The sequence below is a fragment of the Marinobacter sp. MBR-99 genome (genome assembly GCF_040547575.1).
Classification (GTDB): Bacteria; Pseudomonadota; Gammaproteobacteria; order Pseudomonadales; family Oleiphilaceae; genus Marinobacter.
Map to the genome: position 1 here is coordinate 45,673 of NZ_JBEPPY010000014.1, position 13,962 is coordinate 59,634.

Below are 13,962 nucleotides of genomic sequence, written 5' to 3' on the forward strand. Positions count from 1 at the left end.
AGTACCTGCTCTCTTTCCTCCGCATCAAATACAGATCGCAATTGCTGCTCTACCCGCGCCAGAGGTCGTAAATAACGCTTTCCCTCAACTTTAAAAGACCGACATTGTTGATAAAAAATCACCTTGGCAGAGTTTTACGCATCCGTTCGTGAAGCTCATCCAGCTCTTGCTGTTTTTGTACCATGTAGTCTTCTTCGATATCGATCAGGCGGGTTGTTGGGCCGTTTGGATCTAAGCGCTCTTGCACAACTTCCGGCCAACGATGTCGGGCTTTTTTTCTATCAATCTTCTGTATACATTCCATTCCGAATGCTGGCAGAAAGAGCATGTAAGAAGTCAACCAAGAAAGAAAGGCGGTTCCAGAAACACCATGGCCCTCTTTACGTTCTTGCCCCAGTGTTCTTCTTGACTCAAGTACAAGGTCAAAAAAGGAAAGTTCGCCAGACTTCAAGCTTTTGTCTATGAATAAACTCTTAAACTCGGTCCTATTGCCATTCTCGTCAAACCACGGGCCAATCGTCATATAACATCTTAGATATTCCCAGATACCGACCACGGTTCGCAGGCGCTTGCCCGCTGGAACCCCTGATAAGTTCAGCGCTATCCGGTCGTCAGGGGCACCAAATTTCTTAAGAATGATTTCCAAATTTCCATGAACAATGGAACCTGAATACTGATTGATCACTTGGTATTCGTAGGCAACAGCCTCTATGTCGCTCCATTCTGCATGGTAGAGTTCACCCTTAAGGTCGTAATAAATCTCCTGAGTACGCCGATTAAAAACTATCGGCAGTGATGGTGGGCGGTTTATCTCCCATATTGCAGGACCGAAAATAACTAAAACTGAGAGTAAGAAAACCCACCAATCTAGATTGGAGCTATAAGGCGCTCCAAACAGATTGGGCAGCAAAACAAGAAGTATCCCAACTGCACCCACGAAAAAACCCACGCCAGTTAGAATGCCTTTGCTTTCTGCACTGCCTGTTCGTAAAGAAAGAAACACGCAATCCTGTGACTCTACAAGACCTGGCTGCGACGGTGCGTAGCCACTACTTGATTTGCCATTCAGTAACAGTACATTCGATGATGTCCCGAATTTACTAGCTACCGCGTCAAATAGCTTTTTCGCGTTTTCAATCACCAGATATCAACCTTTACCGGAGGCATTTCCAGACCGGGTTGGGGACGATATATCAGCTCACCCTGAAGCCCAAAGATCTGGTCATCATCGTCATAAATCTTTCTGTATGTTGCTGTGGCTGCGGCATTATGAATTCTTGTCCCTTCATGACGAGTGAAATCAGAGCCAGACCAAGTCACAGGTGTTCGCTTTGGCTGAAGTATCTGCTCTCTTTCCTCCGCATCAAATACCGATCGCAATTGCTGCTCTACCCACGCCAAAGACCGGTAACCAACGCCGTTCCTCAACTCATCTCCTGAAAAGTAAATCGTTTCAGGGCCCAAGGCGCTTTGCCCCGGAAGCTCAAGAATCAACCAACAATCCTGCATATGGATTCCCGTATGCGGATTAAACCTCCGAACCCTCTCCAACCTGAGTTTGATAGGAAAAATAGCCGTGTACAATCGCTCCATCTCATCTCGATAGTTCCCGGCCCACCCAGCGGGCTTCACGCCAAATCGGGTATTTGCAAGCCAGCGCTCGAGCGGAGTATTCTGCAAGTAGTGACGGGCTACTAACCCTCCAATTAAAGATGCAGTTAAGCCTACTGACAACGCTGTGTAGTAGCCACCCAATCTGGACAAACCTCGAATTGAAGATGCAACTTGCAATCCCAGTGCCGCCGCCCTTGCCTCACGATATGCCCTGAAGGCTCTGACACTCAGCGCCAGTTGTCCTGATGACACTCCCATCAAACTGACTTCAACTGCAGCCGTATCAAAATCCCCCGCACGGTATGACTCGATCGCTTGAGTGCCAAAAACAACTATATCAAAAGCCGCAGTGACCGCAGTGAACGCGGCAGCAAACGCCCCCACCCCGTGGCTATACGCGTCTGGGTTAGCTGAACGGGATAATCCTTCTTTCCAATTAAGCTCAGACATCTTGTGCTCTAGAGATAAAGCCGCTGCTACGAACCCTGTGACACTACCAGCAGCCTTTGCAAAACCTCCGACATCTTTATCAGGATCAGTATAAAAATCTGAGATTGCAGACACCATGTTCATTCCAGTCAAAACAACCAGAACCGAACGCAACGGTGCCTTTTCTAAAGCGTCCGCCAGTCCATAAGGATTCCCTTTGAAATACTGTCCAGCATTTGCAGATACTGCCCTGATCACGGGCACTTTACGCGCATCGGCAACCGGAGGGCTGAGAGGCGACACTGAGTTTCCGCCATTTTTTGCCGACTCACTCAACCATTGATTAGACTGAACAGCACTCACGCTCTCCACCGCCAATGTCTGGCCAGTTCGAGCTAGCCCCGAAACCAGGAACCCGCTTCCTAAAAGTGATATTCGGTTTGGAAACCCTCTCAACTCGACCGCAGCGACAGGCGAAACAGCATTGAATAATAATTGTGTCGGAGGCGTCGGCGCTCTAGCGACAAGACCGGAAATCTTGGAATTAATCGCGGCAACAAGCGCTGTTGCCGTTTTCGAAAGATCTTCTATGGAGTCGTTCGCCATATCTCCGACTTCAACGAGCTTCTCGATTTCTCCGAGGGACAGGCGCTCTCTTACCCCAAGCAGCGCATTCCAGAACCACTGGGCACCCTCGCCCTGTATGTCGGCCAGACGACCAATCGCACCAGCGCCTTTGCTGAAGTAAGATGGGCCTAACAGAGCAAGACCAAATTTTTCTTGCAAAATGGTGTGGTGGTCTTCTCGGGTAAGATCAAGGCTCTCACAAGAACTTGCCAGTGTTTCAGGACCGTTTGCACATTCGAGCGTCTCCATCCACCGAATCCAGGAATCGAGCAGCCCTCCAACAACTTCTTCAAAATGGGATTGAGACGAATCTGACTCACGCCAGGCCCTCTGCAATTTGGGCAGCTCAACGAGCTCAGGAAGCTTTGCCTCAAGCTGACTGTCCGTCTCGTATAGATCCCTGATTGTCTTGGCAAGGCTCCACTCCCCACCGAACCGAGCTCGCAACCGCTCCTGATTGTCGTGGGCGAGCCGAACCAAAGCGGCCAGATCCTCTGTCACGCCCCAAGGGTCATCAACAACCCCCATTATCCGCTGATCAAACCTCCTCGTGGCACGTTCGATTTGAGGCCAATGCGGAATCGTTGGCGTTAACCCTGACCAATCGAAGTCTTCGATATTAGCGACTTCCGGCAGGCTATAAAACGTCTGTTCATCAAGCCCCTGACAGTGCGGCGCACTTCCCGGGACCATTCTCCTCATGAATTTCTCGCGCTGATCAGACTCATTCACAATCATATCAAAATGAGCATCAGACCACTGGTTTTCGCTCCAGGCAATATCGACCGGCTCTCCCGAGGGAAGCGCTAAAAAAACCGACGTTCTGGAATCAATAACCTCTCCGCCCCGGCTCGTTTCCTGAATATGGGAGTTCGTCACCGAGTACTCGATCAAGCGATCGTCATAGCTGCTCCACACATATAACCAGCCGTCTCTCAACAAACGAGGAACCAATCCAAGCATTCGATCCTGAAGACGCGTATACCGCTCAAAGTTGGGAAATAGATCTGGCAGGTCAGGTAACTCCAATCCAGCTAGCAAATCGCCTTCATAGTTCAAAGGACCAATGGCGTATCGAAGGGGCACAAAAGCTGTCATTAGCGGACAGGTTGCACAATAAGTCATAACACTTCCCTGTGTTTTAGATCGTTTGACGAACCCAGTGCAGATAATAGATCTGAGCCGAAATGGAAGTGAGGCACCACTTTTTGTGAGAGGAGCGCCGGCTCATCCGAAGCATTGTCCTCCGAGGCCCGTGTTGGTTGGTATCTTGTGATCGATGCTGTTTCAGATTGGAAAAAAATAGAGCCAACACCCGACCAGAATTGCGGAGGGAAATGACCGTCAGCCTCAGCCAATCTTGAAACTACCCTGGCATCACCGAGCCTCAACCAAGCCAACAACTCTCCGGGCATAATCACTTGCACTCGTGCCCTCAGAAAATCCAATAAACCCATCTCATCATAAGATGTGTGATACACCGCTGCTCTTCTCATTATGGGATGATTGTTTTCCCATAACGCCTTAAGAACAGTGCTAGCTCTCAGATCCGCAATCATCGGCCCCAAAGCAGACACACCATCATATACACCATCCTTCAATACCATGAGAGGGCATACATCTAACCCCAATTCATACCAGCTTCGCAGCCCATGCTTAGAACATGCGCCGTCAAAAACCAAGAACATATGCTCGGCCGGTGGTAAGGGCTGAAGGCTTTCGCTAATCGTTGAGGTTTGAAGCATCATGAAAGCGCCTCCTTATCAGACCTTACAGAGCAGACCTCCGAGAAAACTTCTTCCTTTCTTGCGGCATTTCTAAAGCTCGCGGCCTGCTTCAGGTCTGCCTCAATCGGCCTAACCTCATCCACCCTTAACGACAGAGCCTCAATGTCTGGCCGACCTCCGGTATCAGATATTTGGGGCCCTGTTGAGCTAATCGAGCCATCAGGTGTTAATGCATTTGGCAACAACGGCCCCGTGACCCCAACCCCACTGCCACTCCCCGGCCCACCCCCGGAGTTCATCCGCACCAGAGGCCCAGACACCGTCACCCCACTCGGGTCTACCTTCACAAAGCTGCCACCCGCTTTAAGTGTCACCTCGGCACCCGCCTCAATCACAATTTTCATACCAGCCTTGTGGTGGATTTCGGTGCCGGCTTCCACCAGCTGGTTTTTGCCCTGCTTGCTGTGGTGGCTGCCGTTTACGGTGAGACTGTAGTCGGCGCCGATGCTCTCGCGATGTTCGCCATCTGTGGTGTGGTGGCGGTTGCCTTTGGTATGGCTGAAGCGGTTGTTTTCCACCGTCAGGTGGCTGTCGTTCCTGATGACTTCGGTGCGGTTGTTTTCCGTCAGCAGGTCCAGGTCTTTCTGGGCGTGCACGTAGATCTGCTCTTCGCCCGCTTCGTCTTCAAAGCGTAGCTCGTTGCTGCCCTCACCCTTGTGGGTTTTGGTCTTCAGGGTGGTCCGGGTTTTGTGTTCCGGCAGCGCGTACGGCGGTGTGTTGGTGGCGTGGTAGGTTCTTCCAGTGATGATGGGCTGGTCCGGGTCGCCATCCAGGAAGGAAACGATTACTTCATTGCCGATTCTGGGCAGGGCCATAAAGCCGTATTGGCCGCCAGCCCAACCTTGGGCCACACGCAGCCAGGCACTGGAGTGTTCGTCGTTCTTGGAGTAGCGGTCCCACGGGAATCTTACTTTCACCCGGCCGTACTGGTCGCAGTGGATCTCTTCACCCTCGGGGCCGGTGACGATGGCCATCTGGGGGCCGTCCATCATGGGTTTATGTTCACACAGAGGCCGCCAGGTTTTGTCGGCCGGGATGGCGGTGAAGTCGTTGTGGTAGCTGGTGGGTTCGCTGCCGCCCTCTTCTTCCATGGCCTGGGGCTGTTTGCCGGTGTGGGTGATGGCGGTCAGCAGCCATTCCCGGTTCAGGCTCTGGCTGTCGTGGTCCTGCAGTTCCACTTTGGCGCCGGGGGTAAAGTCCGGGCGGTTGCTTTCGCCCTTGGCCAGAGAGGCGTCGTTTCTCAGGGCATCCAGTCTGGCCTGTGTGAAGGGCTGGCCACTAGCATCGGCTTTGTAACGGCCGGGGTAATCGTAGTGTTGATAATCTTCGCGGTGGTTCGGGCTGCCGGCGCTTTGTTCGTGCATCAGGGCGTAGGCAGGGTTCTTGAAGGTGTAGTCCTTCATGGCCACGGAAGCGGCTTTGATGCGCTCTTCGTAGGCGAAGCTGAACACGCAGGCTTGTTTGCTGCTGCCACCGGCCTGGGTGTTGCAGGGCACCGGGTCCAGTTTGGGGGCGTCGCCGTGGTGGTCGGCGATGATTAACGCTGGTTGCTCTTCGCCATCCACGCTGCCGTGCTGGTAACGGTAGTGCCAGCCTTCTTCGGCGGCCAGGCGGTTGATGAACTGCAGGTCGCTTTCCCGGTGCTGGACGCAGTATTCCCGTTCTTCCGGGGGGCGCTTGAAGTCAAAGATCGTATCAATGATGCCCCGCTCTTCGAGCAGGGTGCGCACGATGGCATCGGTGGTCTGGGTCTGGAAGATGCGGCTGTTGTGCATCAGGCCCAGGCGCCAGGCCGGGGGCTGGATCACCACTTCGTAGGCGGTACGGCGGTGGCCGGTGTTGCCGCGGACGAATTCATTGACCACGCCGGTGAAACGCCGCAGGGGTTGGCCGTCTTGCCACACCACCAGGTCCACCGGTTGTTCCAGGATATCCGCCGCCTGCACGTCCGGGTCAGTACTGGCCAAATGCACTCGACCCTGAAACAGCTGGGAAAGGCTTTCGGTCAGCGCGAAGCTGACGACAACGAAGTGATCTGAGGGGAATTCGCCTACACGGGCGGTGAACTGCAATCCGCTTGCCTGGGGCATGACTTCGGTCCCTGAAGATTAATGATGAACTGCTTACTCGTCCTGAGCGTGCATGAGTATAACCAGTGTGGATTGTAAGGCCAACCTTGCATCTGCCCACATCTGCGACTTTTGTTGAACTCTGTGAACGGTTACTCTTGTCCCAATGCCTACAACAAGAGAGCGACCATGGCTATGTACACCATTGAAATCAATGAGACTTTTAATGTCCCTCGCAAAAAGGTATTCGCCCTGTTTGCAGATCACCAGCGTTTCGGAAAAATGCTTGGCGCACCGGTCAAACGGATCAAAGACAGTGACCAGGCAGACCCGAACGGCCTTGGCTCTGTGCGCAAGATCGGCATCGGCCCCCTCTCTCTGGAGGAAACCGTACTGAACTTCGAGCCCGATACGCTGATTGAGTACGCCATCACCAGCATGAGCCCGATCAAGAACCATCTTGGCAGGATTCGCTTTTCGGAGACCCCGGATGGCCAAACCCAGCTGAACTACACCATCACCTTTGAAGACATAGTGCCGTTTTCCGGGAAAGTGGTCAGCGTCGCTCTGGAGCAGGGCCTGCGCCGAGGAATCAAGCGGGTCCCCAAGCTGGCCTGATGCCATAAGGGCCCCGGCCCGGGCAGCCGGCGTGACAAACCGTTACTTGATGAATATCAGATAATTGACCTGAGGCAACACTTCACATTTGTCAATTCTGTAACCTCCCGCGCAACTTGCAATATCCGGCCATCAGGGGCCTAACGGGCTTCCTGATGGCACAACCAATCCTCTGCGGGAGAGCGAAATGGCGGCTGAACCGATTGTGCTTTTCGACAACGGACACCACAAGTGCCTGATGTTTGATTCACTGGTGACTGGCGAAGGCGTCCAGTCGAACCAGTTCCTGGTTGTCGATGGCAAACATGAAGCCCTGATTGATCCCGGTGGAGACCTCACTTACACACCACTGTCCGTAGCCGCCTCGAAGTATATGAACATCCGCGACATGGATTATGTTTTTGCGTCTCACCAGGACCCAGACATCATCGGCGCCATCGATCGCTGGATTGTTCACACCCGCGCCAAGATTGTGACTTCCAAGCTGTGGGCCAGATTCCTTCCACACCTGGTGTCCAGCTATGTCACCAATCAGCTCAGCGGAAGCGTTTACGACCGCATCGTCAGCATTCCTGATGGCGGCGCTAACGTCCGGTTCGGTGACAGCTACCTTCAGTGCCTGCCTGCGCACTTCATGCACTCCGTGGGCAACCTCCAGTTCTATGATCCGGTCTCCAAGATCCTGTTCTCAGGTGATCTTGGCGCCTCTATGGGCAGTGAAGATGACCACGAACCGGTCAAGGATTTCGACAAGCACATCCCCAACATGATCGGTTTCCATCGGCGCTACATCGCCTCCAAGAAGGTGTGCGGCCTTTGGGCCAATATGGTTCGCGGCATGGATGTGGCCATGATCGTGCCCCAGCACGGCAAGCGTTTCGAGGGGCCGGTGATGGTCGACCGCTTCCTGAACTGGGTCAGCGAGATGGACTGCGGGATTGATCTGGTTTCACAGGATAACTACCGACAGCCGGTGGAATACGTCTGATTCGCTCGGTTTATGGTTCCGTGAATCACGGCTGGCGCGCAGCCTGTGCTCGTGCCAGCCATTCATCGGCCAGATTTTCGTCTCTGGGCACACCCAGGCCCTGGCGATAGGCACTGGCCACTTCCTCCATGCCGATGGCATCGCCAGCTTCCGCGGCTTCCAGATACCACTCGAACGCCTTTTCCAGGTTCTTCTCGGTTCCGAGACCGGCGGCATACATGTTGGCCACATTCAGCATACCCTGGCTGTTGCCTCGCTCAGCCAGCTCGCAGTAACGGTCAAACGCTTCGTCATATTGCCCCATTTTGTATACCGCATAGGCCTGCAACGCCTTGACCATATCCCGGGCTATGCGGGTTTGTTCATCATTTTCCTGGGCACTGATCCCCGTAACGGGTGCCAAAGCCATGGCAATGACCAGTAAAACCGTTGGCCGGACAACGTTCATAGCGAAACTCCACCGAGACTGATACACCATGACACGCTAACAGCCGGTGCCCACCACGTCGCCGCTACCAAAGCATCATTCAACTGGTACCTTCGAACCGCCAGCCGGCAAAATAGGCTGTCACCCAGGCCGCTAGTTGAGTAAAATCCGACCTTTTACAGAAAACCCAAGAGGCACCACAGATGGGCAGAGCCTACCAGAACCGCAAAGAATCCATGGCCAAGACGGCCGCGGCAAAAACCAAGGTCTACAGCAAGTACGGCCGGGAAATCTACATGAGCGCCAAGTCTGGCGGCACAGATCCCCAGGCCAACCTGTCGCTTCGCGGGCTCATTGAGCGGGCAAAGAAAGACCAGGTTCCCGCACACGTGATTGAAAAAGCCATCGACAAAGCCAAGGGTGGCGCGGGCGAAGATTACTCCCCGGCTCGTTATGAGGGTTACGGCCCCGGCAACTGCATGGTGATTGTCGACTGCCTGACCGACAACCCCAACCGCACTTTCGGCGATGTGCGCCTGGCCTTCACCAAGACCAAGTGCAAAATCGGCACCCCTGGTGTTGTGGCACACATGTTTGACCATTGCGCCATTTTCGCCTTTTCCGGCCAGGATGAAGAGGCCGTTCTGGAAGCACTGATGGAAGCCGATGTCGATGTGACAGACATCGAAAACGAAGATGGCAAGATCACTGTCTTTGCCCCCAACACCGAATACGCAAAGGCCAAACAGGCCCTGGAATCGGCGTTTGAAGGCATCGAGTTTGATGTTGACGAAATCCAGTTCCTGCCCAAAACCACCACCGTGGTGGAAGGCGACGATATTCCGATGTTCGAGAAGTTCCTCGACATGCTGAACGATCTGGACGACGTTCAGAACGTGTTCCACAACGCGGAACTCCCGGAAGAGTCATAAGAGTTGGAGCTGGCTATGGCTGGAACACAAACACCCCACAAAGCCCGCGTGGTGATTCTGAAAACCGGGTCTACCTACCCGCAGATCAGGGATCAGTTCGGGGACTTTGATGCCTGGTTTTCGCGGGCGCTTTCCAGCCATTTAGAACTCACGATTGCAGACGTCACTCAAGCACCGCCGCCTGGGCAACCTGGCGACTGGCAAGGCATCGTCATTACTGGTTCACCGGCGATGGTGAGCGAGCGTACGGCCTGGAGTGAAACGACGGCAGCGTGGGTTCGGCAAGCGGTTGAAGCGGGCGTTCCGCTTCTGGGCGTGTGTTATGGGCATCAATTATTGGCCCACGCGCTTGGCGGCAAAGTGGATTATCACCCAGACGGCCGGGAGACCGGCACCCAGGCGGTAACCCTGTTTGACAGCGCCCAGGACGACCCACTGTTCAGCCAGCTGCCGAAACAGTTCCCGGCCCAGCTGACTCACAAACAGTCGGTAATAGAACTGCCTCCGGGCGCTGTGCTTTTGGGCCGCTCCACCTTTGAACCCCATCAAGCCTTCCGGGTTGGCAAGAATGCCTGGGGCGTTCAGTTCCACCCGGAGTTCAACGAACAGATCATGAAAGCCTACCTGGAAGTCCAGTACCCTGATCTTGAGACCGAAGGCCTGGACGCAAACGCCTTGCTGAGTTCCGTTCAGCCAGCACCCACGGCCAGCCAATTGCTCCGGCTTTTCGCCGACTGGGTGATCAAACAGCAGCACTGAACCAGCACCCATGCCCATTCGATGGAACGAACCCACCATGATCCTCAAGTTCATTGTCGGCGTTGTCCTGCTCAGCCTGATCGGCCTTGGCCTCTGGCATTCCTTCAAGCCGCTGCCGCCCGGCATTCGTTATCAGGGCGATGCCGCACCACTGGAAGACGCTGAACTGCTGACAGACACCACCCGCCATTTCAGTGATGGGCAGTCAACGCTGGATCATGAGATATTCGACGAAATCTTCCGCCTGATCGAACAGGCAGAAACCTTCATCTTGCTGGACATGTTCCTGTTCAACAGTACCGGCCCCGAGGACATCCACCTTCGCCCCCTGGCCGAACAGCTCACCCAGGCTTTGCTTGAGCGAAAGAATGCTCAACCAGACATGGATATTGTTCTGATTTCAGACCCCTTGAACACCTTTTACGGGGGCACCCACTCACCTCACTTTGATACCCTGTCTGCCGCTGGCGTTGAGGTTGTTGTCACGGATCTGGAACCGCTGCGCGACAGCAACCCGGCCTGGTCATCCCTATGGCGATTGTGTTGCCGGTGGCTGGGCAACAACCCGGATGGTGGCTGGCTGCCCAATGCCCTTGGCAACCAACCCGCCACCATCCGAAGCTATCTGGCGCTACCGAATTTCAAAGCCAACCACCGGAAGCTTCTGGTGGCCGACGAAGGCGACCGGTTCCGGGCGGTTGTCACCTCTGCAAACCCCCACAATGGCAGCAGCCGGCATAGCAATATCGGGCTGGCCTTCAGTGGCCCCGCGGTTCTGGATGTCATCCGAAGCGAACAGGCTGTTATCCGGATGTCCGGTGCCGACAGCAGCACACTCGAGCACTGGCTGGAACGGATGACTCAAGACAGCCAGCTGCCCGACCCTTCACAGGGCACCATCAAGCTTCTTACCGAGTCCGCCATCCGGGACGCCGCTCTGGATATGATCAATCGAAGCCAGCCGGGGGAGCAGTTAGACATGGCCATGTTCTATCTGTCGCACCGCCCGATCATCGACGGGCTGCTGGAAGCACAGCGCAGGGGCGTCGAGATCCGCCTGCTGCTGGATGCCAACAAGGATGCCTTTGGCCACGAGAAGAACGGCATTCCAAACCGACCTGTTGCCCGTGAGCTGCACGAGGCCGGCATTCCGGTGCGCTGGTGCAACACCCGGGGCGAGCAGTGCCACAGCAAACTTGTCATCTACCGTGGGCAGAATGAGCAAATCGAACTGCTGCTGGGCTCCGCCAACTTTACCCGTCGTAATCTGGATGACCTGAACCTGGAATCCAACGTGTGGCTGGCCGTACAACAGGATGACCCTGTCGCGCAGAAGGCCAACGCCTTCTTTGACGACTACTGGACACACGGCCCAGACAACGAACAGGCCCTGAGCCTGCCCTATTCAGCTTGGGCCGATCACTCGAGGCTGAAGTACTGGCAATACAGGGTTATGGAAGCCACGGGACTCTCCACATTCTGAGCTTTAGCATGAAAGCGTGAACGTTTTGTATGTTGAATCAGTACACATTCCCATCTAAGGTTTTTCGATAACCCAAGAACCAAGGAGTCTGATATGAACAGCCTGAGACGTCACATGAAACAGCTTTCCCTGATCATGGTCATCTTGATGTCGTTCGCAACCACCTTCTCCGTCTCGGCCCATGCCGGCATGGTGGGCACGGGCGAGCTGATTCAGCAGCAACAGACCGACCTTGACCGCCAGCAACTGCTGGACATGCTCGATGACCAGAACGTGCAGGACAAACTGGCGCAGATGGGTGTCAGCGAAGCTCAGGTTGCCGAACGTATCCAGAACCTGACACCGGCCGAGCTGGCAGACTTCGAGCAACAACTGGCTGAGGCCCCCGCCGGGGAAGGCGTTGTCGGCGTTATCGTGCTGTTCCTTCTGGTATTCATCATCACCGACATGCTGTGTGCCACGAACCTGTTCTCCTTCATCAATTGCATTCGGTGACACCTTCCGCCCCCATCAACAAGTCCGGCTTTGCCGGCAGGTTTGCAGCCCTTCTGGGGCTGATCCTGCTGGCAGGCTGTGCCAGTACACCGCCCTGGCCAGAGACTGCAGCCCCTGCGCAACAGGACAGCACAACGCTGGACCAGGCGTTGCTGGATCACGTCCCTTTCTACCCCCAGGAAAAGTACCAGTGTGGGCCGGCCTCATTGGCAACCATGCTGAACACCCAGGGCCTGGCAACGGACCCGGAGATCCTGAAAGAACTGGTTTACCTGCCCGGCCGTCAGGGGTCACTACAAGTTGAAATGGTCGCCGGCGCCCGCTCCCACGACATGGTGGTGTATCCACTGAAGCCCAACCTTGAGGCAGTGCTTGGCGAGGTGAATGCAGGCAACCCCGTTCTGATCATGCAGAATCTGAGGTTCAATTGGTGGCCACAGTGGCACTTTGCGGTAGTGGTGGGCTACGACAGTGAAGAGGAAGTCCTGATTCTGAACACAGACACCCGGCGCCATTACCGGATGCCCTACAAAGTGTTTCACGCCACCTGGAACCGGGCCGACCGTTGGGCGGTGGTCGTTCTGCCGCCAGACACACTGCCCGCAACAGCGGAAACCCTGCCCTACCTGCGAGCGGCCCACGATCTGGAAAGTACCGGCCACACCCGGGCCGCTCAGCAAGCCTACCAGGCCGCCGAACAGCAGTGGCCAGACCAACCCGCACCGATCATGGCCCAGGGTAACCTGGCGTACGACCAGGGCAATGCCGAGGGCGCCGCATCACACTTCCTGCGCGCCGTTAACCGATTCCCCGGATTCTCGGAGGGTTGGAATAACCTGGCTTATGCCCTCAGCGCCCGGTCTTGCCCGGAGCAGGCCAGCAAGGCTCTGGCCTGCGCGGCCAACCTGAACCCGGAACGTTTTGGCCAGGCACCTGAGCTGCCAAAAGGCACAACCGGAGGCAGCCGAAGCTCCTGCCCACCGATACCGGATTGCCCCGCTGACACGATAGAGCGCTAGCCCGGCTTGCGAATCAGTACCACGTCTTTACGAGGCACTTCATACTGCCAACCGTAGCGGTCAGCCAGCCAGGCGAACGTCTGTTCCCGGTAAAACACCACGTGAGTTGGGTCGCGCCGATAGTGCCAATGATCAAACCGATCATCATCGGTCTGGAAACACGTCATAATCCCCAGCCAGCCCCCCGGCTTGAGCAACGAATCCAGTTGCCTGAACACCTCAGCAGGGCGGTACAGGTGCTCTACCACCTCGGTACAGGTAATGAAATCGTACTGCTGCTCGAGGGCCGACGTGGCAGGGTGGAAGAACGGATCGTACAGCGCCATGTCAAAACCCGCCTCCCGCATCATGTCCGTAAGCGCCGGCCCCGGCCCGCAGCCGAAATCCAGTCCCCGGGCACCATCAGCCAGCTTCGCCAACAGGGGCTCTGACAGCTTCGACAGAAACCGGCGATAGCCGGCGTCCCCGGTGTCATTGTTATGCAGCGCGTATATGGCGCGCTCCTCATCTGCCGTCAGGTGACACTCAGGGGCCATAACCGTTGCCAGGCATTGCCCACAGCGCAGGTAGCGTTTTTCCATAACCGTGCGAAACGGCTGCAAAGTGCCCGATTCACACACCGGGCACAGGAGCCGGCCGCCATCACCCTCTACCATTTTGGCAATTCCCAACCTGTCGAAAGTTTCATTGTCATATCCGGCCATGAAACCAGTTT

The 13,962-nt window shown here is 55.4% G+C and carries 13 protein-coding genes; 7 read left to right on the top strand and 6 right to left on the bottom strand.

All coding sequences use genetic code 11. From position 1 onward, the window contains the following. Positions 1-118: 118 nt before the first annotated feature. Genes ABIE59_RS13105 through ABIE59_RS13120 form a run of 4 tightly spaced genes read right to left on the bottom strand, consistent with a single transcriptional unit; the run spans position 119 to position 6,547 of the window. On the bottom strand, positions 119-1,141 hold the full coding sequence (locus ABIE59_RS13105; RefSeq protein ID WP_023011532.1) for a hypothetical protein: 1,023 nt from the start codon (positions 1,139-1,141) through the stop codon (positions 119-121). Next, the gene (locus ABIE59_RS13110) at positions 1,138-3,795 is read right to left on the bottom strand and encodes a toxin VasX (protein WP_023011533.1); all 2,658 of its coding nucleotides are present in this window, start codon (positions 3,793-3,795) and stop codon (positions 1,138-1,140) included. The genes ABIE59_RS13105 and ABIE59_RS13110 overlap by 4 nt, the downstream gene beginning before the upstream one ends. After that, positions 3,792-4,418 (bottom strand): DUF4123 domain-containing protein, encoded by a 627-nt coding sequence (locus ABIE59_RS13115; RefSeq protein ID WP_023011534.1) that lies wholly within the window; start codon positions 4,416-4,418, stop codon positions 3,792-3,794. The genes ABIE59_RS13110 and ABIE59_RS13115 overlap by 4 nt, the downstream gene beginning before the upstream one ends. Continuing rightward, a complete protein-coding gene (locus tag ABIE59_RS13120) occupies positions 4,415-6,547 on the bottom strand; it encodes a type VI secretion system Vgr family protein (protein ID WP_354447543.1) in 2,133 nt (710 codons plus the stop codon). Before ABIE59_RS13120 ends, ABIE59_RS13115 begins: the two co-directional genes overlap by 4 nt. Positions 6,548-6,715: 168 nt before the next feature. Between ABIE59_RS13120 and ABIE59_RS13125 the strand changes: the two genes are divergently transcribed. After that, positions 6,716-7,144 (top strand): SRPBCC family protein, encoded by a 429-nt coding sequence (locus ABIE59_RS13125; protein WP_058091690.1) that lies wholly within the window; start codon positions 6,716-6,718, stop codon positions 7,142-7,144. A 187-nt stretch (positions 7,145-7,331) separates the two neighbouring features. Then, positions 7,332-8,132: an oxygen-binding di-iron domain-containing protein gene (locus ABIE59_RS13130; protein WP_106693643.1), complete on the top strand. Its 801-nt coding sequence runs from the start codon at positions 7,332-7,334 to the stop codon at positions 8,130-8,132. A gap of 25 nt (positions 8,133-8,157) precedes the next feature. Here the strand turns inward: ABIE59_RS13130 and ABIE59_RS13135 are convergent, their stop codons facing one another. Beyond that, on the bottom strand, positions 8,158-8,580 hold the full coding sequence (locus ABIE59_RS13135; RefSeq protein ID WP_354447546.1) for a tetratricopeptide repeat protein: 423 nt from the start codon (positions 8,578-8,580) through the stop codon (positions 8,158-8,160). Positions 8,581-8,762: 182 nt separating this feature from the next. Here ABIE59_RS13135 and ABIE59_RS13140 point away from each other — a divergent pair, with 182 nt between their 5' ends. From ABIE59_RS13140 to ABIE59_RS13160, 5 genes are all read left to right on the top strand, one after another. Beyond that, positions 8,763-9,491 carry a YebC/PmpR family DNA-binding transcriptional regulator gene (locus ABIE59_RS13140; RefSeq protein ID WP_058091693.1) on the top strand — a complete coding sequence of 243 codons (729 nt, stop codon included), beginning with the start codon at positions 8,763-8,765 and terminating at the stop codon, positions 9,489-9,491. Between the two features lie 15 nt (positions 9,492-9,506). Further along, positions 9,507-10,250: a glutamine amidotransferase gene (locus tag ABIE59_RS13145; protein ID WP_354447548.1), complete on the top strand. Its 744-nt coding sequence runs from the start codon at positions 9,507-9,509 to the stop codon at positions 10,248-10,250. 10 nt (positions 10,251-10,260) lie between these two features. Next, entirely contained in the window at positions 10,261-11,733 is a 1,473-nt protein-coding gene (locus tag ABIE59_RS13150; protein WP_354447550.1) for a phospholipase D family protein, read from the top strand. Positions 11,734-11,868: 135 nt separating this feature from the next. Beyond that, complete coding sequence (locus tag ABIE59_RS13155; RefSeq protein WP_228704057.1) at positions 11,869-12,228, top strand: PA2779 family protein; 360 nt, start codon at positions 11,869-11,871, stop codon at positions 12,226-12,228. Beyond that, positions 12,225-13,247, top strand: a complete 1,023-nt coding sequence (locus ABIE59_RS13160) for a PA2778 family cysteine peptidase (protein WP_354447552.1) — start codon at positions 12,225-12,227, stop codon at positions 13,245-13,247. Before ABIE59_RS13155 ends, ABIE59_RS13160 begins: the two co-directional genes overlap by 4 nt. Here ABIE59_RS13160 and ABIE59_RS13165 read toward each other — a convergent pair. Then, entirely contained in the window at positions 13,244-13,903 is a 660-nt protein-coding gene (locus tag ABIE59_RS13165; protein WP_354447554.1) for a class I SAM-dependent methyltransferase, read from the bottom strand. The two genes, ABIE59_RS13160 and ABIE59_RS13165, sit on opposite strands and share 4 nt — an antisense overlap. Positions 13,904-13,962: the final 59 nt, after the last annotated feature.